The sequence below is a fragment of the Microbacterium resistens genome (assembly GCF_021172025.1).
Taxonomy (GTDB): domain Bacteria; phylum Actinomycetota; class Actinomycetes; order Actinomycetales; family Microbacteriaceae; genus Microbacterium; species Microbacterium resistens.
On record NZ_CP082781.1, the window covers coordinates 3,778,628 to 3,802,868 of the forward strand.

The following is a 24,241-nucleotide window of genomic DNA, read 5'->3' on the forward strand; positions in this document are numbered from 1 at the left end:
AACGCCGGGGGTGGGGGTTTCACTTGACAAAGGTCATCTCCCTCTTGTCTCCGAGGATGCCCTGCGGGCGGAAGATCACGAGGAGCATGAGCGCCACGCCGACCAGGACGAACCGCAGGGTCCCGGCCTGGGTGTCCGACATCGGCAGGAAGCCGGCCTTCGCGAGGTCGGGGAGGAGATTGCCGAGGAAGGCGAACACCAGCCAGAAGATCACCGCGCCGAGCGTGGGACCGAAGACCGTCGCGGCCCCGCCGAGGAGCAGGATCGTCCAGAGGAAGAACGTCAGCGACGTGGAGTAGCTCCCCGGCACCACCGCGGACGGCAGCACGAAGACGATGCCGCCCATCGCGCCGATCATGCCGCCGATGACGAGCGACTGCATCTTGTAGGCGAACACGTTCTTCCCCAGGGACCGCACGGCGTCCTCGTCCTCGCGGATGCCCTTGAGCACGCGCCCCCAGGGACTGCGCATCAGCGCCCACACGAGCAGGATCGCCAGCGCGAGCATCAGGACGCCGAACACGCGGTTCCACAGGTCCGTCTCGTTGTAGGTCCACGGCCCGAATCCGTAGGTCCCCGGCGGGATCGGGTTGGCGCCGCGGAAACCGCCGTGGTAGCCGGCGAGGCCGTCGGCCGAGTTGGTCCACTGATCGAACAGCTGCGTGGTGAACAGCAGGCGCACGATCTCCCCGGCCGCGATCGTCGCGATCGCGAGGTAGTCGGCGCGCAGCCGCAGGGTCGGGATGCCGAGGATGAGCGCGAACACCGCGCCGCCGAGAAGGCCGATGAGCATGCCGAGCCACCACGGGAGGCCGAACGAGAGCACGGAGATCGCGTAGCCGTAGCCGCCGACCGCCATGAAGGCGGCCATGCCGAAGTTCAGCAGGCCCGCGTAGCCGAAGTGCACGGCCAGGCCCGTCGCAGCGAGCGCGTACGCGATCGTGACCGGGCTGAACAGATAGCTGGCGGTGTTGCCGAAGATGCTTCCGAAGTCCATGTCAGCCCAACCTCTCCTTGCGACCGAGCAGGCCCTGCGGGCGCACCAGCAGGATCACGATCAGGGCGATCAGCGCGCTCGCGTACTTCAGGTCCGAGGGGATCCACAGCGTCGAGACCTCCACGGCGAGTCCGACGATGATCGAGCCGACGAGGGCGCCGATCGCCGACCCCAGCCCGCCGAGCGTGATCGCGCAGAACATCAGCAGCAGCATCTGCATGCCCATGTCCCACTTCACGCCCGGGCGGAAGTAGGCCCAGAGGATGCCGGAGATCGCGGCCAGCACGCCCGCGAGGATCCAGACGATCCGGATCACCCGGTCCACGTCGATTCCGGAGGCGGCGGCCAGCTGGGGGTTGTCGGAGATCGCGCGCGTCGCCTTGCCGATCCGGGTCCGCGTCAGGAAGAACGCCACCGCCAGGATCACCACGAGGCTCACCGCCATGCTGACCATGTCGATGTAGGACAGGGAGATCGGGCCGAGCTGGATCGGGGTGGGGCTGGCGCCGGGGAGCTGATAGGTGCCGCCGCCGATGACGTACTGCAGCGCGTAGCGGAGGGCGAGCGACAGGCCGATGCTGACGATCATGAGCTGCACGATCCCGAGGCCGCGTCGGCGCAGCGGCCGCCACAGGCCCGCGTCCATCGCCCATCCGAGGAGCGCGCCGCCCGCGACGGCGCCGATGATCCCCAGCCACAGCGGCAGGTGCCAGAACGACGTGAACAGGAGGGCGACGACGCCGCCCCAGGTCACCATCTCGCCGTGGGCGAAGTTCGACAGCCGGGTCGTGCCGTAGATGAGCGCGGCCCCCATGGAGGCGAGCCCGAGGAGGAGCCCGAAGTTGAGACCGCCGACCATGCGCGACAGGAGCTGGTCGAGGACCGACTCCGTCACGCGCTCGCCCTCGCCGAGGAAGAGGTTGACGATCTTCGTCCCGGTCAGGCCGAACTCGGCGGTGAAGGACCCCGAGGTCCCCGAGACCGGCTCGACGCCCTCGGGGAGCTTCGAGGCGTCCACGATCACGCCGTCGGGGAGGGTGTCCTCGTCCACCGCGAGGGTGTACTCCTCCTTCTCCGGAACGTACAGCCGCCACTTGCCCTCGGCGTCCGTCTCGGTCTCGGCGTCGAAGCCGCCGCCCTCGACGGAGATCGTGACGCCCTCGATCGGTTGGTCGTCGAACGTGATCGTCCCGGCGAAGTAGAAGTCCGTCTTCTCTTGGTCGTCGGTGGCCGCCGCGGCGCCGATCGGCGTCTGCAGCACCAGCACGACCGCCGCTGCGAGTGCGCACAGCAGCGCCACGAGCCATCGTCGGGTTCGGTCGATGGCCGTTGTCCCTTGTCTCACGCAACCTCCACGGTGAGTGCGTCCGCGGCGCCGCCTCGTTGCGCCGCCGGTCTGACGAACAGAGCGTAACCCGACAGCGCGGGATCGCCTATGCGCCGACGCCGAATGCGCCCGAGCCGTGACCCTGGCCGGCATCGGGCCGGCGGGAATTTCCACCGGCCGCAGCGACTTAGAATTGTCAGACGGCGCGAGAGGAGCACACCCCCATGGAGCAGCACGACCCGTTCGGTTTCGTCGGACTCACCTACGATGACGTGCTGCTGCTGCCCGGGCATACCGACGTGATCCCCAGCGAGGCGGACACGTCCTCGCGCGTGACCCGCCGCATCTCGGTGGCTACCCCGCTGCTCTCCAGTGCGATGGACACCGTGACCGAGGCCCGGATGGCGATCGCCATGGCGCGCGAGGGCGGCCTCGGCATCCTGCACCGGAACCTCTCGATCGCGGATCAGGCCGCGCAGGTCGACCGCGTCAAGCGCAGCGAATCCGGCATGATCACGGATCCGATCACCACGACGCCCGAGGCGACGATCGAGGAGGTCGACGCGCTCTGCGCCAAGTACCGCATCTCGGGTCTGCCCGTCGTCGACCCGGACGGCCGTCTGGTGGGCATCGTCACCAACCGCGACATGCGCTTCGTCTCCGGCTTCGAGCGGCAGACCACCCTCGTCAAGGACGTGATGACCCGCGAGGACCTCGTCACCGCGAAGGTCGGCGTGGCCGCGGGTGAGGTCATCGCGCTGTTCGCGAAGCACCGCGTGGAGAAGCTCCCGCTCATCGATGAGGACGGCCGGCTCGCCGGGCTCATCACGATCAAGGACTTCGACAAGAGTGAGAAGTACCCGCTCGCGACCAAGGACGAGCAGGGACGCCTCCGCGTCGGCGCGGCCATCGGCTTCTTCGGCGACGCGTGGGAGCGCGCCGAGGCGCTGCGCGACGCGGGCGTGGACGTCCTGGTCGTGGACACCGCGAACGGGCAGTCCCAGGGCGTGATCGACCTCGTCACGCGCCTGAAGGCCGACGAGTCTTTCGCCCACATCGACGTCATCGGCGGCAACGTCGCCACCCGCGAGGGCGCGCAGGCGCTCGTGGACGCGGGCGTGGACGCGGTCAAGGTGGGCGTCGGCCCCGGCTCGATCTGCACCACCCGCGTCGTCGCCGGCGTGGGCGTGCCACAGGTGACCGCGGTGTACGAGGCCTCCCTCGCCGCGCGGCCCGCCGGGATCCCGGTCATCGCCGACGGCGGCCTGCAGTACTCCGGCGACATCGCCAAGGCGCTCGTCGCGGGTGCCGACGCCGTGATGCTCGGGTCGCTCCTCGCCGGCACGGACGAGTCGCCGGGCGAGATCGTCTTCCAGGGCGGCAAGCAGTTCAAGCAGTACCGCGGCATGGGCTCGCTCGGGGCGATGCAGACCCGCGGCAAGCAGACCTCGTACTCCAAGGACCGCTACTTCCAGGCCGACGTGCCCAGCGACGACAAGCTCATCCCCGAGGGGATCGAGGGTCAGGTGCCGTATCGCGGGCCGGTCTCGGCGGTCGCCTATCAGCTCGTCGGCGGGCTCCGTCAGTCGATGTTCTACGTCGGTGCCCGGACGATCGGCGAGCTCAAGGAGCGCGGCCGTTTCGTGCGGATCACCGCGGCGGGGCTCAAGGAGTCCCACCCGCACGACGTGCAGATCGTGGTCGAGGCGCCGAACTACAAGAAGTGAGACGGCACCGGGTCCGGCCTGTCCGTCGTCCCCGTCGTCGTGCAGGTGCGCGGCGCCCGGGCCTGGTCCGTGTCCATGACCCGGCGTAGCGTGTCGGGCATGTGCCGAAGCATCCACACCCTCCACAACTTCGAACCGGCCGCGACGTCGGAGGAGGTGCACGCCGCCGCCCTCCAGTACGTGCGCAAGATCGCTGGGACGACGAAGCCGTCCAAGGCCAATCAGGAGGCCTTCGACCGGGCCGTCGCCGAGATCGCGCACGCGACCCAGCATCTGCTGAACGACCTCGTCGCCACCCGGCCGCCGAAGAACCGCGAGGAGGAGGCCGAGAAGGCCCGCGCCCGTGCGATCGCGTCCGGTCGCTACGCGGCGGCCTGACCCCGTCGTCCCCTCCGCCGCATACGGCATGCGGGGCTCCGATCGCTAGAGTGACCGCATGGGTTCGACGACGAATTCCGCGGCCGTGCGCCTCACCCGCGGGCAGGTGTCGCGCTATGCCATCGGCTCCCTGGGGACCGGCGGATTCGCGACGCTCCCGGGTCTCGTCCTCGTCTACTATCTGACCGACTCGCTGGGCGTGACCGCGCTCGCCGCCGGCGCGATCGTGACCGCCGCCAAGGTGTGGGACGTCCTGATCGATCCGGTCATCGGCGGCCTGAGCGATCGATCGTTCGCCCGCGCGGGGACCCGTCGCGCGTTCATGGTGCTCGGCGGGATCGCCCTTCCCGTCGCCTTCGTGCTGACCTTCGCGGTGCCCGAGGGACTCGCCCCGGCGCTCGCCGGGGCGTGGGTGCTCGTGGCGTTCCTCGCCGCGGCGACCTGCTTCAGCCTCTTCCAGGTGCCCTACATCGCCCTGCCCGCCGAGCTCACCGACGACTACCGCGAACGCACGCGCCTGCTGAGCTGGCGGGTCGTCGTCCTGACGCTCGCGATCCTGCTGTTCGGGGCCGGCGGTCCGGAGCTGCGCGGGATGTTCCCCGAGGATCCGCTGCTCGGCTACCTCGTCATGGCGGCCGTCGCCGGGGTGGTGCTCGGCATCGGGATGCTCGTGGCCTCGACCGTGGCACCCCGTCGCGCGCCCTCCGCGGCCCCGCCCCGCGTGGCGCTCGGCGGGCACTACCGGGCGGGGATCGCGGTGCTCCGGGAGAGTGCGCCCTTCCGCGCGCTGCTCGTCACTTTCATGCTGCAGGGGCTCGCCACCGGCCTCATGCTGGCCGCCGCCCAGTTCGTGGCGCGCTGGCTGCTGCACGACGAGGGGGCCGTGACGCCGTTGTTCGCGGCTCTGATCGCCCCCGCACTGCTCATGGCGCCGGTGTGGAAGCTGATCGCCGACCGGGTGGGGAAGGAGCGCGCCTTCCGCCTCGCCAGCGTGGTGTTCCTGGGCGCCACGCTGGTCCTGTCCGTGTCCGCCTGGGCGCCGGGCTGGTGGATCCTCGGGCCCGTGGCTCTGGCCGGCGCCGCCTACGCGGGGATGCAGACGCTGCCCATGGCGATGCTCCCCGACGTCATCGCGCACGACCGACGGACCGGGGGCGAGAACCGGTCGGGGGTCTTCAGCGGCGTCTGGACCGCCGGCGAGACCACCGGCATGGCGCTCGGGGCGACGGTGCTGTCGATCGTGCTCGCGGTCACCGGCTACGTCGAGTCGACGGCCGCCGTCTCGGCCGCGGGCGGGGTGCAGCAGCCCGCGGCCGCCCTCGTCGGCATCGCGGTCTCGTTCAGCCTGCTCCCGGCGGCGCTCATGGCGGTGAGCCTCGTGACCGTGTCCCGCTACCGGCTGCGCGAACGCGACATCCTCGGGACCTCCGCATGAGCGAGGCGATCCTCGACCGGCTGCGCCGTCTGCGCGCCGGGGACGCGCCCACGCACGGCGGCCGCGTCCTGGCCTATGTGTACGACGCGGGCCTCCCGGAGCTCGACGAGCTCGCCGACGAGGCCGCGCGGCTGTCGCGGCCGGTGAACGGGCTCGATCCCACCGTCTTCCCGTCCGTCGCCGTGATGGAGCGGGAGCTGCTCGGCTTCGTGCGCCGTGTGCTGCACGGCGGTCCCCGGACGGGGAGGGGGATCGGCGGCGCCGTGGGGACGGTCACGAGCGGCGGCACCGAGAGCTGTCTGCTGGCGGTGAAGACCGCACGGGACCGGTGGCGGTCGGAGCGCTCGGCGGCGATCCCCGCGGTGCGGCCCCGGCTGGTCGCCCCCGCCACGGCGCACGCCGCGTTCCAGAAGGCGGCGCGCCTGTTCGACCTGGAGTGGGATCCGGTGCCGTGCGGGGCGGACGGCAGCGTCCGCGCGCAGGACGTCGTGTCGCGGCTCGACGCCGACGTGGCTCTGGTCGTGGTGTCCGCACCGGCGTACCCGAGCGGAGCACTGGATCCGGTCCGCGAGGTCGCCGAGGCCGCGCGCGCCCGCGGGATCCGCTGTCACGTCGACGCCTGCTTCGGCGGTCTGGTCCTGCCGTGGTGGCCGGACGGCGGCGGGAACCGCCGGGTGCCGCCGTGGGACTTCCGGGTGGACGGCGTCACGAGCATCTCCGCCGACCTCCACAAGTTCGGGTATGCGCCGAAGGGCGTCTCCGTGCTCCTGCACCGGGACCGCCGCGATCACCGCGCGCAGTTCTTCGCGACGACGCGCTGGCCGGGCTACCCCGTGGTGAACCCCACGCTGCTCGGCTCCCGGTCGGCCTCGTCGCTGGCAGCGGCGTGGGCCATCGTCCATCGCCTGGGAGACGCGGGGTTCGCGGAGCTCGCCCGGTCGATCGCGCGCGTGGCGGAAAGCGTCCGCGCGGAGGTCGAGTCGATCGCGGGGCTGCAGGTGTGGGGGGATCCCGCCGGCCCCGCGGTCACGCTGGTGGCCGATCCCGACGCCCCCGCGGCGGTGCGGGTGGATCCGCATCATCTCGCCGACGCGCTCGCGGGGCGCGGATGGCGGATCCAGCACCAGCCCGGGTTCGTGCAGACGGACGGCTCGCGGCTCCCGCGCAGCGCGCACCTCACCCTCACGCCCGTCCTGGAGCGGCGGATCGGCGAGTTCCGGTCCGCGCTCACCGCGGCGGCCGACGACGTCCGGGGCCGCCCGCCCGCGGACGCCCGGGGACTGGCGCGTGCGATGCGGGCGCTCGGATACGGTCCCGGCGGGCGCGTGCCCGGACCCCGAGCCGCATCGACGCTGCTGACGCTCGCCGGCGCGGGGACGGTGCGTCCGGATCGTCCGATGGCGACGCTGATGGCACTGATCGAGGAGCTTCCCGCCCCGGTCGCCGAGGCCCTGCTCACCGAGCTGGTCGCCCGTCTCTCCGCCCCCGCCTGACCCCCGCCCCCGCGCCCCGCGTCCCGCGGTTTCGGGGCGCACAACGGGGCATCGGGGCCAGTGATGAGCCCCTTCGCCCCCACCACGCGCCCCGAACCCGGGGGATCGGGAGGGAGCGGGGCTGGGTTTGGGGCACCGGGCGGGGGAGTGGGGCGGGGGAAGGGGGACCGGGGCACCGGGACGCGCCCCGAAACGGCGGGCGGCGCTGGTATTCTGGAAGGCTCGCCTTCCGACCGGACGCGGGCGGAAGGAAAGACCCCCGTGGGACACATCGACGTCGCCGGCATCTCGCTCGCCCTGCCGGACGGACGCCCCCTGCTGGACGAGGCCGGGTTCCGTGTCGGCGCCGGATCGACGAGCGCGCTGATCGGGCCCAACGGCGCGGGCAAGACGACGCTGCTGCGCGTGATCCGCGGCGAGCAGGCCCCGGACTCCGGCGTGGTCACCATCGACGGATCGCTGGGCGTCATGGACCAGTTCATCGGACACGGCCGGGAGGGCGAGACCGTGCACGACCTGCTCGTGCGCGTCGCGCCGGAGCGGATCCGGACGGCTGCGGAGGCGCTGGACGCAGCCGAGAACGCGCTCATCGAGGACGACACGCACGACACGCAGATGCGTTACGCCTCCGCGATCGCCGACTACGCCGATGCCGGCGGATACGAGCACGAGACCGTCTGGGACCAGTGCACGATGGCCGCGCTCGGGATCCCGTTCGAGCGCGCCCGCTTCCGCGACCTCGCCACGCTGTCGGGCGGCGAGCAGAAGCGGCTGGCGCTGGAGGCGCTCCTTCGCGGTCCGGACGACGTGCTGCTCCTGGACGAGCCGGACAACTACCTGGACGTCCCGGGCAAGCGCTGGCTCGAGCAGCAGCTGCGGCAGACGCCGAAGACCGTGCTCCTGGTCTCGCACGACCGCGAGCTGCTCGCACGGGCCGCGGATCGGATCGTGACGCTGGAGCCCGGGGGAGCGGGGGCGACCGCCTGGGTGCACGGCGGCGGCTTCGCCACCTACCACCAGGCTCGCGCGGACCGCATGGACCGGCTCGACGAGCTGCGCCGGCGCTGGGACGAGCAGCACGAGAAGCTGCGGACCCTGGTCGCGACGCTGAAGGTGAAGGCGTCGGCGAACGACGGCTTCGCGTCGCGGTATCAGGCCGCCCAGACGCGCCTGCGCAAGTTCGAGGAGGCGGGCCCGCCCGAGGAGCGCCCGCCCGCACAGGAGTTCGACATGCGGCTGCGCGGCGCCCGCACCGGAAAGCGGGCGATCGTCTGCACGGCGCTGGAGCTCACCGGGCTGATGCGACCGTTCGATGCCGAGATCTGGTTCGGCGACCGGATCGCCGTCCTGGGGTCGAACGGATCCGGCAAGTCGCACTTCCTCCGGCTCCTCGCGCGCGGCGGGAGCGATCCGGATCCGACGCTCGGACACCTGATCTCGACGGCGGAGCGGCTCGACCCGGTCGCCCACACCGGGACCGCGACGCTCGGCGCCCGCGTGGTGCCCGGCCTCTTCGCCCAGACGCACGCGCACCCCGAGTTCGCGGGGCGGACGCTGCTGGAGATCCTGCATCGCGGCGACGAACGCCGCACCGGCCTGCCCCGGGACGCCGCCAGCTCGGCGCTGGACCGCTACGGCCTGGTGCGTCAGGCACAGCAGGAGTTCGACCAGCTCTCCGGCGGGCAGCAGGCGCGCTTCCAGGTGCTGCTGCTCGAGCTGTCGGGGGCGACGCTGCTGCTCCTGGACGAGCCGACCGACAACCTGGATCTGGAGTCCGCCGAGGCCCTGGAGGCCGCGATCGCGCGGTTCGAGGGCACCGTCGTCGCCGTGACGCACGACCGCTGGTTCGCCCGCTCGTTCGACCGGTTCCTCGTGTTCGGGGAGGACGGCACGGTGTTCGAGGCCGATGAGCCGGTCTGGGACGAGCGGCGGGTCGCTCGCGCTCGCTGAGCCCGCCCGCGCCCTCCCGCCGCGCCCCTCCCGTCGACCACGAGGAGGGGCGCGGCGCATCCGCGGGAATCGTCCGGATCCGCTGACCGAAGACTCCGCGGCGGCGCGACGGCCGGGGCAGCGCAGCGAAGGGGGCGCCCGCGATCCGAGGGTCGCGCGTGACGTCGGATGACGCGGTGTTGCGCACGGTGACGCCGTCGTGACGTCCGGCCGGGCGGCGCGGCTAGCGTCGGGCCATGACGATCACCCAGGACCCCACCACGCTCATCCCCGAGGTCTCGCCCGAGGAGCGCGCGCAGCGCCTCGGCACCGCAGGCGCCGCCTGGAACGAGAGGATCGCCGCCGACCCGCGCAGCGCGGCGCTGACCTACCGCGTCGTGGGACGCGGCGTGGGATCGGTGGGCACCGAGGTCCGCGCGGGCAAGCACCGCTTCCTCGTGGACGAGCCGGCGGCCCTCGCCGGCGACGACGCTGCCGCGAGCCCGGTCGAGTACGCGCTCGGCGCCCTCGTCTCGTGTCAGGTCGTGGTCTTCCGTCTCTACGCGCAGGCGCTGGGGCTGACGATCGACGACATCGAGATCACCGCGGAGGGCGACCTCGACGTGCGCAAGCTCTTCGGGATCGACGAGTCCGGCCGTGCCGGCTTCCACGACGTCCGCGTCCGTGTCGACATCACCGGTCCCGACGCGGTCGAGGACTACGAGCGCCTCCGCGCCGTGGTCGAGGAGCACTGCCCCGTGCTCGACCTGTTCGCGAACCCCGTGCCGACCTCGGGCGCCCTGGCCTGATCCGTCCGGATCCGGTCACGGCCCTTCCCGGAACCCCGTCTCTCGCCGCCCTGTCCGCCCTGCCGCGCGGACACGGCGGCGTCGGGCATCGCGGGTAGGGTAGGAGGGTGACCATGGACATCGAGATCGGCCGAGGCAAGCGCGCGCGCCGTGCCTACACGTTCGACGACATCGCGGTGGTTCCGTCCCGCCGGACCCGCAACCCGGAGGATGTGTCGACGGCGTGGACTATCGACGCGTTCCCGTTCGAGATCCCGGTCCTCGGGGCGCCCATGGACTCCGTCATCAGCCCGCAGACGGCGATCGCGCTGGGGCGCCTGGGCGGGCTCGGCGTGCTCGACCTCGAGGGACTGTGGACCCGGTACGAGGACCCCGAGCCGCTGTTCCAGGAGATCGCAGGGCTCGACGAGGCGCACGCCACCGTCCGCATGCAGGAGCTGTACGACGAGCCCATCAAGCCCGAGCTCATCACGCAGCGTCTGGCGGAGATCCGCGCCGGCGGCGTGACCGTGGCCGGTTCGCTCACCCCGCAGCGCATCCAGGAGCACTACGAGACGGTCGTCGCCGCCGGGGTCGACCTCTTCGTGATCCGCGGCACGACCGTGTCCGCCGAGCACGTCTCCAGCGTCGCCGCACCCCTGAACCTCAAGAAGTTCATCTACGACCTCGACGTGCCGGTGATCGTCGGCGGCGCCGCGACCTACACCGCCGCGCTGCACCTCATGCGCACGGGGGCGGCGGGCGTGCTCGTCGGCTTCGGGGGAGGCGCGGCGTCGACGACGCGGGCCACGCTCGGCATCCACGCGCCGATGGCGACCGCCGTCTCCGACGTCGCCGCCGCTCGTCGCGACTACCTCGACGAGTCGGGCGGCCGCTACGTGCACGTGATCGCGGACGGCGGGGTCGGCACGTCCGGCGACATCGTCAAGGCGCTCGCGATGGGCGCCGACGCCGTCATGCTCGGCGTCGCGCTGGCCCGAGCCACCGACGCTCCCGGTCTCGGCTACCACTGGGGTCCCGAGGCGCACCACCCCAAGCTGCCGCGCGGCCGTCGCGTCGCCGTGGACGGCGTCGCCCCGCTCGAGGAGATCCTGTACGGTCCCGCCCCCGTGGCCGACGGCACGGCGAACCTCATCGGGGCGTTGCGCAAGTCCATGGCGACGACCGGGTACTCGGACCTCAAGGAGTTCCAGCGCGTCGAGGTCGTCCTGGCCCCGTACGAGCGGGTCTGATCCCGTCGTGACGAGTTCCCCGATCCCGGACGCGCCCGAGGAGGAGTTCCCGCCCACGCTGCGCGAGGTCATGCTCCGCGGACGGTGGATCGGGATGCTCGTGCTGTGCCTCGTCGTCGCGGGGGTGTTCGCCTGGCTCGGGCAGTGGCAGCTCGGGCGCGCGATCGACACGGATCCGACTCCTCCCGGCGCGACGGAGGAGGTCCTGCCGCTGGGCGACGTGGTCGAGCCCGGCGCGTACCTGCCCGGGCCCTCGATCGGCCAGCGCGTGGAGACCCGCGGGAGCTGGGTCCCCGGCGACTTCCTCCTGGTGACCGACCGGATCAACGACGGCGTCGAGGGGTACTGGGTCACGGGCCAGCTGCGGATCGCCGACGCCGAGGAGAAGACCTCGCTGGCGGTCGCGATCGGGTGGGCTCCCGATGAGGCGAGCGCGCGGAAGGCCGTGGAGCGGCTGGAGGCCGAGGCCGACGGCTCGGTCGTCGAGCTCACCGGGCGCGTCATCACGGACGAGGGCGCGGTGCCTCCGCCGCGGACCGATCCGCACCGCATGACGCGGATGTCGCCGGCGATGCTCCTCGGGCAGTGGCACGACGTGGAGGACCTGTCCGTCTACCGGGTGTTCCTCGCCGCCACCGAGGCGCGCGGCGGGCTCGCGGACATCGACTCCCCGGCGCCGATCGAGCAGTCCCCGGTCAACTGGCTCAACGTCTTCTACGCCGCCGAGTGGGCGGTGTTCGCGGGGTTCGCCTTCTACCTCTGGTATCGGCTGGCCAAGGACGCCTGGGAGCGCGAGGTCGAGGAGCTCGAGGAGCGCACGGCCTGACCGCGGCACGTCGTCCTCGGACCGGTCGTCACCCGGCTCCGTGCCGGACACCATGCCCGCGCGGAGGATGGCGGGATCGTGAACGAACCTGGGAGACCGTTGTGAACCGTCCGGGCTCTCCGTAAGCTCACACTCGGATGCCGCTCGCACCCTGGCGGGCGGCCCGCGCCACCGGCTCCGACCCGGGTGCCGGTGCACGATCCGCACCGTGCGACCTGGAGGAGCCATGCCGATGCCGTTCCCGTCCGAAGCCGCGACCGCGGCGTCCCCGCGCCGGCGTCGAGCCGCGCGACTGGCTGCGGCGGGCACCGCCGTCGCCGGTGTCCTGGCCTTCGGAGGCGGCGCCGCGCCGGCGCTCGCCGCGGGGGAGCCCGTCAGCATCGATGTGGTGACGGTGAATGACTTCCATGGTCGGATCGAGGCGGATGGTGCGTCGGCGGGGGCTGCGGTGTTGGCGGGGGCTGTGCAGCAGTTCCGGTCGGAGAATCCGAACACGATCTTCGCTGCGGCGGGGGATCTGATCGGGGCGTCGACGTTCACGTCGTTCATTCAGGATGACAATCCGACGATCGATGCGTTGAATGCGGCGGGTCTGGATGTGAGTGCGGCGGGCAATCACGAGTTCGATCAGGGGTGGGCTGATCTGCGTGATCGGGTGCAGGATCGTGCGGAGTGGGAGTATCTGAGCGCGAACGTGTTCCTGACCGAGACGGGTGAGCCCGCTCTGGCGCCCAGCTGGGTCAAGGACGTGCAGGGCGTGAAGGTCGGGTTCGTCGGTGCGGTGACCGAGGACCTCGACACGCTGGTGTCGCCCGACGGCATCGCCGAGCTCGAGGTGCGCAGCATCGTCGACTCCGTCAACGACGCCGCGGCGGACCTGAAGGACGGAGACCCCGCCAACGGGGAGGCGGATGTCATCATCCTCCTCGTGCACGAGGGGGCGACCACGGTCGAAGCCTCGAGCATCACGCCGGACTCCCGCCTCGGGGAGATCGTGTACGGGGTCGGCCCGGACGTGAACGCGATCGTCTCGGCGCACACGCACCTCGCGTACAACCACGTGATCGACGGTCGTCCCGTCGTGTCCGCGGGCCAGTACGGCGAGAACGTCGGACGGATGAACCTGCAGGTGGACCCGGAGACGAAGGAGCTCCTGTCGATCACGAACGAGGTCCTCCCGCTCGTGGTCGACGACGTGCCCCAGTACCCGGCGGTCCCCGAGGTCCAGGCCATCGTCGACAAGGCCACGGAGGAGGCCGACGTGCTCGGCGCCGAGAAGGTGGGTGAGGTGACCGCCGACCTCAACCGGGCCCGGCAGTCCGACGGCTCGGAGAACCGGGGCGGGGAGTCGACGATCGGCAACTTCATCGCCGATGCCCAGAAGGAGGCGACCGGCGCCGACATCGCCCTGATGAACCCGGGCGGGATCCGGGCCGACATCGCGTTCGCCGGATCCGGCGAGGGGGACGCCGACGGCGACGTCACCTTCCGCGAGGCCGCGACCGTGCAGCCCTTCGCGAACTCGATGGTCACGGTGCAGCTCACCGGCGCGCAGATCGTCCGGATCCTCGAGGAGCAGTGGCAGCCCGCCGACGCGAGCCGCCCGTTCCTCAAGCTCGGCGTCTCGAAGGGGCTGCAGTACACCTACGACCCCGCCGCCGCGGCAGGAGCGCACATCCGCACGGCGACGCTCGACGGCGCACCGCTGGATCCCGCCGCCGTCTACACCGTCGCGGCGAACTCCTTCCTCGCGGCGGGAGGCGACAACTTCGTCACCTTCGCCGAGGGCGCCGACCGGAAGGACACCGGGCAGATCGATCTGGAACTGCTCGTGAACTGGTTCCGCGACAACGGCACCGCCGAGCCCGACCTCGCTCAGCGCGCCGTCGGCGTGGTCCTGGGCGGCGCCGGTGAGAGCGGCTTCGCGGAGGGCGGGCCCGCCACTGTCGACCTGTCCTCGCTCGCGTTCAGTGCGGGCGAGCCCGCGCCGGGGCCGGTCACGGTCTCGCTGGGAGACACGCTGCTCGCGACCGCGGAGATCGACACCGCGATCGTCGACACGACCGACGAGGTCGGCCGGGCGAGCCTCGCGCTGACGCTGCCGGCGGGCGTGTCCGGGGAGCAGGCGCTGACGATCCGGGTGGAGAGCACGGGCACGGAGGTGCAGGTGCCGATCACGATCGTCCCCGCCGCACCGGTCGTCCCGCCGGCGCCGCCGGCTCCTCCGGTGGACGTGCTGCCGCCGACCGGCGCGGACCCGGTTCCGTTCGTCCTGCTCGCTGCGGCCCTGCTCGGTCTCGGCGGCCTCGTGCGGCTCCGCCGGCGGGCCTGACCCGACCGATCCGACGACGGCGACCGGAGCGATCCGGTCGCCGTCGTCGTGTCCGCGGGCGTCACGGCGGCGCGCAGATGAGCAGCAGATGACGAGTTGGCCAACATCCTTGAGCGGTGTCGGAGACCGCCTCTAGTGTCAGGGTCGTGCGCCGTCGCGCCCGTCGAAGTGCGCGATCCGTCACCGGGGGGTTCACCGGAATCCGCCGTCCCGTATCCGAGGAGACAGCCCTGATGATGTCCGTCCCCGACGAGAACCGCGACGTTCCCGTCTCGCAGCACCGGCTTCGCGCCCCGTCCCGCGCGCACGCCGCCCGTCTCGGCGTCCTCGCCGCGAGCACCGTCTTCGCCCTCGGGGCCGGCGCCCTGGTCGCCGCCCCGGCCTATGCCGACACCGCGGGCACCGGCGTCGTGATCAACGAGGCGTACCTGTCCGGCGGCAGCGCCGGCGCCGCCTTCACGAACAAGTTCGTCGAGCTGTACAATCCCACCGGAGCCGCCGTCTCCCTGGACGGCCTGTCGCTCCAGTACCGGTCCGCCACCGGGACGGGCAACGCCAACGGCGTGGTGGCGCTGACGGGGGAGATCCCGGCGGGCGGGCACTACCTGGTCCAGGGCGGCAGCAACGGCGCGAACGGCGCGGCCCTGCCGGCTCCCGACGCGACCGGCAACCTCAATCCCTCCGGAACGACGGGAACGCTGGCCCTGGTCGAGGGCACGACCGCCGTCGCACTCCCGACGGGCTCGGTCGTCGGGGCTCCCGGCGTCATCGACCTGCTCGGCTACGGCACCTCGAACACCTTCGAGGGCGCGGCGGCGACGCCCCCGGCGGGCAACACCGACGTGAAGTCGCTGAACCGGACGGACGGCACCGACACGGACGACAACCGTGCGGACTTCTCGCTCTCGGCGACGATCACCCCGGAGAACTCCGGTGGCACCGATCCCGGCCCGGGCACGGATCCGACGGAGGCGACGATCGCCGAGGTGCAGGGCGCCGGAGACGTCTCGCCGTTCGACGGCCAGGCGGTGACCGTGCAGGGCATCGTCACGGGCGACTACCGCACGGGCGGCTACCGCGGGATCGTCATCCAGACCGAGGGCACCGGCGGCGAGGTGAAGACCGAGGGCGCCTCGGACGGGATCTTCGTCTTCCTCGACGCGCTCGCCCCCGAGCTCGCGATGGGCGATCTCGTCTCGGTCACCGGCTCCGTCTCGGAGTACTTCGGCCAGACCCAGATCACGCCCGCGGCCGTCTCGGACGTCGCTGTGGTGACCGCGGGCGTCGGCACCCCGGCACCGGTGGTCCTGCCCGACACGGTGCTCGGCGCCGACCGCGAGGCGTACGAGAACATGCTCGTGGCCCCGGCCGGCGCGTACCGGCTCGCGTCCAGCCACCAGCTCTACAACTACGGGACCCTGTGGCTGAGCGCGGGTGAGGCGCCCCTCGTCAAGAGCACGGAGACCACGCGTCCCGGCGACGAGGCGAACGCGATCGCGGCGGCCAACCGTGCGCACCGGATCCTCCTCGACGACGGATGGTCGCTGCAGGTCACGAACCAGGGGCACCCGGGCGACCAGCCGTACTTCACGGCCGACACCGTGGTGCGAAACGGCGACGCCGTGACGTTCCCCGCCGAGGGCAGCATCCTCCAGTACGGGTTCGACGACTGGCGGCTCCAGCCGGTCGTGCCGATCGACGACGCGAGCGACGCGAGCCACAAGCCGACCTTCACAACGCTCAACCCACGCCCCGAGGCGGCGCCGGAGGTGGGCGGCGACCTGCAGGTCGCGTCGTTCAACGTCTACAACTACTTCACGACGCTGACGAGCGAGAACCCGGACGCGCGCGGCGCCGCCACGGCGGAGCAGTTCGCGATCCAGAAGTCGAAGATCGTCTCCGCCATCAACGGCCTGGACGCCGAGATCGTGGCGCTCATGGAGATCGAGAACGGCCCGAAGCTCGGCAAGCCGCTCGACGCGGCTCTCGCCGACCTCGTCGCCGGGCTCAACGCGGACGCGGGCTCCGAGGTGTGGGACTACGTGCGCACCCCCGCCGCGCTCGACAATCCGGCGATCACGGACTACATCTCCAGCGCCATCATCTACAAGAAGGCTGCGGCGACCCCCCAGGGGGACAGCGCCACGGTCGTGGACGAGACCGTGTGGGGCAACGCCCGCGAGCCCATCGCGCAGGCCTTCGACGTGGACGGGCGGATCGTGACGGTCGTCGCCAACCACTTCAAGTCGAAGTCGCCGCCGAAGAACGCCGGACCCGAGCCGGCCGACGGTCAGGGCTTCTTCAACGCCGACCGGGTCGCGCAGGCGCAGTCGCTGCTGGCCTTCACGGAGGACCTGAAGGCCCGTGCGGGCAGCGAGGACATGCTGCTCATCGGCGACTTCAACGCCTACGGCAAGGAGGACCCGATCGACGTGTTCGCCCAGGCGGGCTGGACCGACCTCGTCCCCGCACAGGCGCCGGGGCAGTTCACGTACACGTACGACGGCGAGCTGGGGTCGCTCGACCATGTGATCGCCTCGCCGTCGCTCGCTCCGTCCATCACGGGCACAGCGGTCTGGAGCATCAACTCGCCGGAGTGGGGCGACCGCGGGTACGCATACCCGGCCACGGAGGCCGGCACGCCCTTCCGCTCCAGCGACCACGACCCGATCCTCGTGGGAGTGTCCACCGAGATCCCTCCCATCGACATCGATGTGGTGACGGTGAATGACTTCCATGGTCGGATCGAGGCGGATGGTGCGTCGGCGGGGGCTGCGGTGTTGGCGGGGGCTGTGCAGCAGTTCCGGTCGGAGAATCCGAATACGATCTTCGCTGCGGCGGGGGATCTGATCGGGGCGTCGACGTTCACGTCGTTCATTCAGGATGACAATCCGACGATCGATGCGTTGAATGCGGCGGGTCTGGATGTGAGTGCGGCGGGCAATCACGAGTTCGATCAGGGGTGGGCTGATCTGCGTGATCGGGTGCAGGATCGTGCGGAGTGGGAGTATTTGAGCGCGAACGTGTTCCTGACGGAGACGGGTGAGCCCGCTCTGGCACCCAGCTGGGTCAAGGACGTGCAGGGCGTGAAGGTCGGGTTCGTCGGTGCGGTGACCGAGGACCTCGACACGCTGGTGTCGCCCGACGGCATCGCCGAGCTCGAGGTGCGCAGCATCGTCGACTCCGTCAACGACGCCGCGGCGGACCTGAAGGACGGAGACCCCGCCAACGGGGAGGCGGATGTCATCATCCTCCTCGTGCACGAGGGGGCGACCACGGTCGAAGCCTCGAGCATCACGCCGGACTCCCGCCTCGGGGAGATCGTGTACGGGGTCGGCCCGGACGTGAACGCGATCGTCTCGGCGCACACGCACCTCGCGTACAACCACGTGATCGACGGTCGTCCCGTCGTGTCCGCGGGCCAGTACGGCGAGAACGTCGGCCTGATGGACATCAAGGTCGACGCGACCACCAAGGAGCTGATCTCGATCACCAACGAGGTGAAGCCGCTCACCAAGGACAAGCAGCCGCTGTACCCGGCCGTGCCGGAGGTCCAGGCCATCGTCGACGAGGCGAAGGCCATGGCCGACGAGCTCGGCGCGGTCAAGGTCGGCGACATCACGGCGGACTTCAACCGCGCACGCCAGAGCGACGGCAAGACGGAGAATCGCGGCGGGGAGTCGACGATCGGCAACTTCGTGGCGGACGTGCAGAAGGAGGCGACCGGAGCGCAGATCGCGCTGATGAACCCGGGCGGCGTCCGCGCGAACCTGTCCTACGCCTCGTCGGGCGACGGGGATCCGGATGGCAACGTCACCTACCGCGAGGCGGCCACGGTGCAGCCGTTCGCCAACACCCTCGTGACCCTGTCCCTCACAGGCGCGCAGCTCAAGAGCGTGCTGGAGGAGCAGTGGCAGCCGGAAGGGGCCGCGCGTCCGTTCCTGAAGCTCGGGATCTCGAAGGGGCTGACATACACCTACGACCCCGCGGCCGCGGCCGGGTCCCGGATCACGGGCATCACGCTCGACGGGGCGCCGATCGACCCCGAGGCGTCGTACACCGTGGCGGCGAACTCGTTCCTCGCGGCGGGCGGCGACAGCTTCTTCACGCTCGCCCAGGGCACGGACAAGAAGGACACCGGAAAGGTGGACCTGGCCTCGATGGTCGACTGGTTCGCGACGAACGGCACCGCGTCTCCGGACCTCGCCCAGCGCGCGGTCGGCTTCGCGGTCAGCCCCGCGGACGAGGACGGCTACACGGCCGGCGACCAGGTCACGGTCTCGCTGTCGTCGCTCGCCTTCAGCGCGGGGGAGCCGGCGCCCGGCGAGGTGTCGCTGTCCCTCGCCGAATCCGTCGTCGCGACCGCTCCGGTGGACACGACGGTGGTGGACGCGTCGGATGAGGCGGGCCGCGCCACGCTGACGTTCACGGTGCCCGAGGGCGTGACGGGGGCGCAGTCGCTCTCGATCGCCGTCGCGGGGACCGGGACGACCGCCTCCGTGCCGATCACCATCGCCGACACGCAGCCGGAGGAGTTCGCCGGCACCATCGCGCTCGACTCCTCGAAGGTCGGCGCGGGCAAGGCGGTGACCGTGCGCGGCTCCGGCTACGCGGCGGGGGAGACCGTCACGGCGACGCTGCGGGGCAAGAAGGGCACCACGGTCGACCTCGGCACGATCGAGGTCGGCGCCGACGGCTCCTTCACGGCCCGGCTCACCGTGCCGGCCTCCACGCACCCCGGCCCGTACACCCTCGCGGTGGCGCAGGCCGACGGCGACGAGGCGACGGCGACCCTGCACGTGAACCGCGGCAAGGGCGGATCCGTCGTCCGCGACATCCTCGACTGGCTGTGGGACCTGCTCGACGGCTGGTGGTGATCGCGGCCGCATGAGACGACGGAGGCCGTCGGGAGCGATCCCGGCGGCCTTCGTCGTGTCGGCGCGGGGGCGTGAGAGTCCGCCCGAGACGCGGACGCCGCGGCGTCGTCCTCAGGCCCAGGGCAGGCAGGTGACCTCGGGGAACGAGAGGATCCGTTCGTCTTTGGTGACGAGAAGGAGCCCCTCCTGCTGCGCCTGAGCGACGAGCATCCGGTCGAACGGGTCGCGATGCTCCCAGTCGAGCTCGCCGGCCGCCCTCGTGTGGTCGACGCTCAGCGGCAGCTCCGCGGCGAGCAGCGCGCTCAGGAGATGGTTCCACCGGGTGAGGATCCGGTTGCCGTGCGGAAGCCGGCCGCTGCGGGCCTTCTGCGCGATCTCGAACGCACTGGCCGCGGAGACGAAGAGCGCGGCGGCCCGGGTCATCTCGTCCCGCACGGCGACCGGGATCCGGTCCGGGTCGGTGGCGAGCCAGACGAGGACGTGGGTGTCCAGCAGATACGTCGTCATGGCGCGGTCTCGCCGAGCGGATCCCCGGCGCCCCCGCCTTCCCAGGCGGCGAGCTCGCTGTCGGGCAGGTCGCCGAACAGCGAGTCTGTGGGGATCGGGGGCAGCTCGGGGAGCAGCGGTCGATCGAGCTGCCGCTTCGGCGGCGAGGCGGCCTCGATCCGAGCGATCGGCGTTCCTGCGCGGGCGATGACGATCTGTTCGCCCGCCTCGACGCGGCGGAGCAGCTCCGACAGACGCGTCTTGGCATCCTGGACGTTGACGATCGTGGTCATGCCCCGATTCTACCTGGTCTGGTCTGCCTGACCAGACCAGGTCGATGCTCGATCGGAGGGCCGCGGCACCGCGACTAGACTGGAGGCATGCCCGAACCGAAAGTCGCCAGCTTTCCGGCGATCCGCGGTGCGCTGAAGTTCTACCAGATCGCGTCGATCATCACCGGTGTGATGCTCATCCTGCTGCTGGCCGAGATGATCGCGAAGTACAGCCCGATCCACGTCGAGCTGTTCTCCGGCGGATCCGGCGGGCTGCTCTGGTTCGCGCCTGTGATCGCGGGAGAAGGATGCCAGTGGTACTCGCTGTTCGTCCCCGGAGGGATGGGGTGCGAGATGACCTCGGCCGGCGACGGCTTCAACCTGTCGCTGTTGATCCTCATCGCCCACGGATGGTTCTACGTCGTCTACCTCTTCGCCTGCTTCCGGGTGTGGAGCCTGATGCGCTGGCCGTTCCTGCGGTTCATCACGCTGGCGCTCGGCGGCGTCGTCCCCCTGCTGTCCTTCTTCATGGAGGCGATCGTCGCCCGCGAGGTGAAGGCGTACCTCGCCCGTCGCGAGCAGGACGAGGCCGCCCGCGCGGACGCGTCCTCTGAGACCCCCTCCCCGTCGGATCCCGCCTCCGACGCCCGTCCCACCACGGAAGGTGCCCGGTGACCGAGACAACCCCCACCGACGGCGCGGCCAACGCGACCGTCCAGCGCCCCGCGCTGGTCGTCGACTTCGGCGCCCAGTACGCGCAGCTGATCGCGCGCCGCGTGCGCGAGGCCGGCGTCTACAGCGAGATCGTGCCGCACACCGCGACGGCCGAGGAGATCGCGGCCCGCAATCCGGTCGCGCTCATCCTCTCGGGCGGCCCGTCGTCCGTCTACGAGGACGGCGCGCCGCAGCTGGACCCCGCCGTGCTCGAGCTCGGCGTGCCGACGCTCGGCATCTGCTACGGATTCCAGTACATGGCCCAGGTGCTCGGCGGCGAGGTCGCGAACACGGGGCTGCGCGAGTACGGGGCCACGGATGCGATGATCCCCGTCAACGACAGCTCCCTGCTCGGCGGCGAGCCCACGGAGCAGAACGTCTGGATGAGCCACGGCGACCAGGTCTCCCGGGCGCCCGAGGGCTTCGAGGTCCTCGCGACCACGCCGTCCACGAAGGTCGCCGCCTTCGCGGACGAGCAGCGTCGGCTGTACGGCGTGCAGTGGCACCCCGAGGTCAAGCACTCCGACCACGGCCAGGCCGTGATCGAGAACTTCCTGCACAAGGGCGCGGGCCTGCCCGCCGACTGGAACAGCGACAACGTGATCGCGGAGCAGATCGAGCGGATCCGCGCGCAGGTCGGCGACGCCCGCGTCATCTCGGCGCTGTCCGGCGGGGTCGATTCCGCGGTCTCGACGGCGCTCGTGCACAAGGCCATCGGCGACCAGCTCACCGCCGTCTTCGTCGATCACGGGCTGCTGCGCAAGGGCGAGCGCGAGCAGGTCGAGAAGGACTACGTCGCCTCCACCGGGGTGCGCCTGATCACCGTGGACGCCGCCGACACGTTCCTCGGCCACCTCGCCGGGGTCACCGACCCCGAGGAGAAGCGCAAGATCATCGGCCGCGAGTTCATCCGCGCGTTCGAGAAGGTGCAGCGCGAGCTCGTCGACGAGGCCAAAGCCGAGGGCGCGCCGATCAAGTTCCTCGTCCAGGGCACGCTGTACCCGGACGTCGTGGAGTCCGGCGGCGGCGCGGGCACCGCGAACATCAAGTCGCACCACAACGTGGGCGGGCTTCCGGAGGACCTCGACTTCGAGCTCATCGAGCCGCTGCGCACCCTGTTCAAGGACGAGGTCCGTGCGATCGGCCGGGAGCTCGGGATCCCCGAGGCGATCGTCGGTCGCCAGCCGTTCCCCGGCCCGGGTCTCGGCATCCGCATCATCGGCGAGGTGACGCGCGAGCGGCTCGACGTGCTCCGGGAGGCGGACGCAATCGCGCGTGAGGAGCTGACCCTCGCCGGTCTCGACCAGGAGATCTGGCAGTGCCCGGTGGTGCTGCTCGCGGATGTCCGCTCCGTCGGCGTGCAGGGCGACGGCCGCACGTACGGTCACCCGATCGTGCTGCGCCCCGTCTCCAGCGAGGACGCGATGACGGCGGACTGGACACGCCTGCCGTACGAGGTGCTCGCGCGGATCTCGAACCGCATCACGAACGAGGTCCGCGAGGTCAACCGGGTGGTGCTCGACGTCACGTCGAAGCCGCCGGCCACCATCGAATGGGAGTGAGCTCCCGATGACGCGGAGGGGCGCGGACCGTCGAGGTCCGCGCCCCTCCGCGTTCTGCGCGTCACGGGCGCCGGGTCCGGACCGGGGGGCCCGTCGGGTCGACTGCGCGAGAGTGGGTCGGGCAGGATGAAGAGCATGGCGAACGGACGCACGAAGCTCACGGTGGTCGGCGCGGGGAGCGTGGGGGTGAGCGTCGCGTACGCGGCGCTGATCCGAGGCAGCGCCGCCGAGGTCGCGCTCTACGACATCGCGACCGAGAAGGTCGACGCCGAGGTTCTGGATCTCGCCCACGGCACCCAGTTCACCCGGTCGTCGGTCAGCGGAGGGTCCGACCTCGCCGTGGTGGACGGCAGCGATGTCGTCGTGGTGACCGCGGGGGCCAAGCAGCAGCCGGAGCAGACGCGGATGGAGCTCGCGGGGACGAACGCCCGGATCCTCTCCTCGCTCCTGCCCGCGCTCGTCGAGCGCGCGCCGGAGGCGGTGTTCGTGATCGTGACCAACCCGGCCGACGTCATGACGGTCGTCGGCCAACGGGTCACCGGACTGCCCCCTCAGCGGATCTTCGGGTCGGGCACCGTGCTGGACACCTCGCGGCTGCGGTGGCGCCTCGCGCAGCGGGCCGGGGTCAGCACGGCGAGCGTGCACGCGGACATCGTCGGCGAGCACGGCGACACCGAGTTCCCGCTGTGGTCGACGGCGACGATCGGTCCGGTCCCGATCCTGGACTGGCCGGGCGAGGAACCGTTCACGTCGCAGGAGCTGGACCGGATCGCGGTGGAGGTCCGCGATGCGGCGTACGCCGTGATCCGGGGGAAGGGCGCCACGAACCTCGCGATCGGAGTGAGCTGCGCCCGGATCGCGGAGGCGGTGCTGCATGACGAGCGCGCGGTGCTCCCGGTGTCGACGGTGCTCGACGGCGTCCACGGGATCAGCGGCGTCGCGCTGTCCGTGCCGTCCGTCGTGGGCGCGGACGGCGCGGTGCCGCTCGCTCGGACGCCGATGACGACCGCCGAGGAGGAGCGGCTGCACGCCTCCGCGGACGCGATCCGCGCCGCCGTCGACGCCCTCGCCCTCGGGTGAGGCCGGCTGCGGACGAGGGTGTCACGGGCCAACGAGCCGGCGTGAGGGGCCCCCACGACGACCCGGTGGGCCTCGTCGCTGGTGTATGCGAGGTGTATCCTTGGTGTATGACGCGCACGAACATCGACATCGACGATGACCTGGTGAAGGAGGTCATGGGGCGGTATAACCTGTCGACGAAGAAGGAAGCGGTGAACTTCGCGCTTCGTCGTCTCGTCGGCGTGCCGTTGACTAAGGACTTTCTGCTGAGCCTTCGCGGCACAGGATGGGACGGCGACCTCGATGAGATGCGCGACGATCCTCCGGTGATCTGGGACAAGGCGTGATCCTCGTCGACTCCTCGGTCTGGATCGACTACCTCAGGGACGCTCCGGTCCCCGTCGTGGACGAGCTGGAAGACCTGATCCGCTCCGGGGCCGATATCCGTATCACGGAGCCGGTGATCATGGAACTGCTCGCAGGCTCTTCGCGCAACGGGGACGCCGTCGAGTCACTGGTCAACGGTCTGCCCCTGCTCCGGACCGATTCGATGGTGGACTTCCGAGCGGCCGGTGAGCTGTTCCGCGCGTCCCGCCGGAACGGTCGTCCGATCCGCAGCCTGGTCGATTGCCTGATTGCCGCGATCGCTATCCGGCACGACGCCGCGCTTCTGCACAAGGATCGTGACTTCGCGTTCCTCGCAGAGATCAGCCCGCTGCGTCTGCATCCGTCGGTACCGCCGCCCGACTGAGTCCTCCGCCGCGAAGCGACTCCTCCCACGGGGCG

At 71.3% G+C, this 24,241-nt stretch carries 19 protein-coding genes; 15 read left to right on the forward strand and 4 right to left on the reverse strand.

Annotated elements, in window-relative coordinates:
- Nucleotides 1–19: 19 nt before the first annotated feature.
- A complete protein-coding gene (locus K8F61_RS17860; protein WP_067242212.1) occupies nucleotides 20–997 on the reverse strand; it encodes a branched-chain amino acid ABC transporter permease in 978 nt (325 codons plus the stop codon).
- Between the two features lies 1 nt (nucleotide 998).
- Nucleotides 999–2,342 (reverse strand): branched-chain amino acid ABC transporter permease, encoded by a 1,344-nt coding sequence (locus tag K8F61_RS17865; protein WP_231820141.1) that lies wholly within the window; start codon nucleotides 2,340–2,342, stop codon nucleotides 999–1,001.
- 206 nt (nucleotides 2,343–2,548) lie between these two features.
- Between K8F61_RS17865 and guaB the strand changes: the two genes are divergently transcribed.
- From guaB to K8F61_RS17915, 10 genes are all read left to right on the forward strand, one after another.
- On the forward strand, nucleotides 2,549–4,051 hold the full coding sequence (gene guaB / locus K8F61_RS17870; RefSeq protein WP_231820142.1) for an IMP dehydrogenase: 1,503 nt from the start codon (nucleotides 2,549–2,551) through the stop codon (nucleotides 4,049–4,051).
- Nucleotides 4,052–4,150: 99 nt separating this feature from the next.
- The gene (locus K8F61_RS17875; RefSeq protein WP_067242223.1) at nucleotides 4,151–4,429 is read left to right on the forward strand and encodes a DUF2277 domain-containing protein; all 279 of its coding nucleotides are present in this window, start codon (nucleotides 4,151–4,153) and stop codon (nucleotides 4,427–4,429) included.
- A 58-nt stretch (nucleotides 4,430–4,487) separates the two neighbouring features.
- Nucleotides 4,488–5,864 carry an MFS transporter gene (locus tag K8F61_RS17880; protein ID WP_231820143.1) on the forward strand — a complete coding sequence of 459 codons (1,377 nt, stop codon included), beginning with the start codon at nucleotides 4,488–4,490 and terminating at the stop codon, nucleotides 5,862–5,864.
- The gene (locus tag K8F61_RS17885) at nucleotides 5,861–7,357 is read left to right on the forward strand and encodes a pyridoxal phosphate-dependent decarboxylase family protein (protein ID WP_231820144.1); all 1,497 of its coding nucleotides are present in this window, start codon (nucleotides 5,861–5,863) and stop codon (nucleotides 7,355–7,357) included. Before K8F61_RS17880 ends, K8F61_RS17885 begins: the two co-directional genes overlap by 4 nt.
- A gap of 261 nt (nucleotides 7,358–7,618) precedes the next feature.
- A complete protein-coding gene (locus K8F61_RS17890; RefSeq protein WP_231820145.1) occupies nucleotides 7,619–9,307 on the forward strand; it encodes an ABC-F family ATP-binding cassette domain-containing protein in 1,689 nt (562 codons plus the stop codon).
- A 236-nt stretch (nucleotides 9,308–9,543) separates the two neighbouring features.
- A complete protein-coding gene (locus K8F61_RS17895; RefSeq protein ID WP_231820146.1) occupies nucleotides 9,544–10,095 on the forward strand; it encodes an OsmC family protein in 552 nt (183 codons plus the stop codon).
- Nucleotides 10,096–10,208: 113 nt separating this feature from the next.
- Complete coding sequence (locus K8F61_RS17900; RefSeq protein ID WP_067242253.1) at nucleotides 10,209–11,327, forward strand: GuaB3 family IMP dehydrogenase-related protein; 1,119 nt, start codon at nucleotides 10,209–10,211, stop codon at nucleotides 11,325–11,327.
- A 70-nt stretch (nucleotides 11,328–11,397) separates the two neighbouring features.
- Nucleotides 11,398–12,153 carry an SURF1 family protein gene (locus tag K8F61_RS17905; protein WP_231821577.1) on the forward strand — a complete coding sequence of 252 codons (756 nt, stop codon included), beginning with the start codon at nucleotides 11,398–11,400 and terminating at the stop codon, nucleotides 12,151–12,153.
- Between the two features lie 232 nt (nucleotides 12,154–12,385).
- Nucleotides 12,386–14,485, forward strand: coding sequence for a bifunctional metallophosphatase/5'-nucleotidase (locus K8F61_RS17910; protein WP_231820147.1), 2,100 nt, complete (start codon nucleotides 12,386–12,388; stop codon nucleotides 14,483–14,485).
- Nucleotides 14,486–14,718: 233 nt separating this feature from the next.
- Nucleotides 14,719–19,362 (forward strand): ExeM/NucH family extracellular endonuclease, encoded by a 4,644-nt coding sequence (locus tag K8F61_RS17915; RefSeq protein ID WP_231820148.1) that lies wholly within the window; start codon nucleotides 14,719–14,721, stop codon nucleotides 19,360–19,362.
- Between the two features lie 111 nt (nucleotides 19,363–19,473).
- Here K8F61_RS17915 and K8F61_RS17920 read toward each other — a convergent pair whose 3' ends face one another.
- Both K8F61_RS17920 and K8F61_RS17925 read right to left on the reverse strand, forming a co-directional pair.
- Nucleotides 19,474–19,869, reverse strand: coding sequence for a type II toxin-antitoxin system VapC family toxin (locus K8F61_RS17920; RefSeq protein ID WP_231820149.1), 396 nt, complete (start codon nucleotides 19,867–19,869; stop codon nucleotides 19,474–19,476).
- Nucleotides 19,866–20,141 carry a type II toxin-antitoxin system Phd/YefM family antitoxin gene (locus tag K8F61_RS17925; RefSeq protein WP_231820150.1) on the reverse strand — a complete coding sequence of 92 codons (276 nt, stop codon included), beginning with the start codon at nucleotides 20,139–20,141 and terminating at the stop codon, nucleotides 19,866–19,868. Before K8F61_RS17925 ends, K8F61_RS17920 begins: the two co-directional genes overlap by 4 nt.
- A gap of 87 nt (nucleotides 20,142–20,228) precedes the next feature.
- Between K8F61_RS17925 and K8F61_RS17930 the strand changes: the two genes are divergently transcribed.
- From K8F61_RS17930 to vapC, 5 genes are all read left to right on the forward strand, one after another.
- Nucleotides 20,229–20,795 carry a DUF3817 domain-containing protein gene (locus tag K8F61_RS17930; RefSeq protein WP_067242267.1) on the forward strand — a complete coding sequence of 189 codons (567 nt, stop codon included), beginning with the start codon at nucleotides 20,229–20,231 and terminating at the stop codon, nucleotides 20,793–20,795.
- The gene (gene guaA, locus K8F61_RS17935; protein WP_067242270.1) at nucleotides 20,792–22,396 is read left to right on the forward strand and encodes a glutamine-hydrolyzing GMP synthase; all 1,605 of its coding nucleotides are present in this window, start codon (nucleotides 20,792–20,794) and stop codon (nucleotides 22,394–22,396) included. Before K8F61_RS17930 ends, guaA begins: the two co-directional genes overlap by 4 nt.
- 135 nt (nucleotides 22,397–22,531) lie before the next feature.
- Nucleotides 22,532–23,476, forward strand: coding sequence for an L-lactate dehydrogenase (locus K8F61_RS17940; RefSeq protein WP_418888055.1), 945 nt, complete (start codon nucleotides 22,532–22,534; stop codon nucleotides 23,474–23,476).
- Nucleotides 23,477–23,583: 107 nt separating this feature from the next.
- Complete coding sequence (locus K8F61_RS17945) at nucleotides 23,584–23,802, forward strand: type II toxin-antitoxin system VapB family antitoxin (protein WP_067242273.1); 219 nt, start codon at nucleotides 23,584–23,586, stop codon at nucleotides 23,800–23,802.
- Nucleotides 23,799–24,206: a type II toxin-antitoxin system VapC family toxin gene (vapC, locus tag K8F61_RS17950; protein ID WP_231820152.1), complete on the forward strand. Its 408-nt coding sequence runs from the start codon at nucleotides 23,799–23,801 to the stop codon at nucleotides 24,204–24,206. The genes K8F61_RS17945 and vapC overlap by 4 nt, the downstream gene beginning before the upstream one ends.
- Nucleotides 24,207–24,241: the final 35 nt, after the last annotated feature.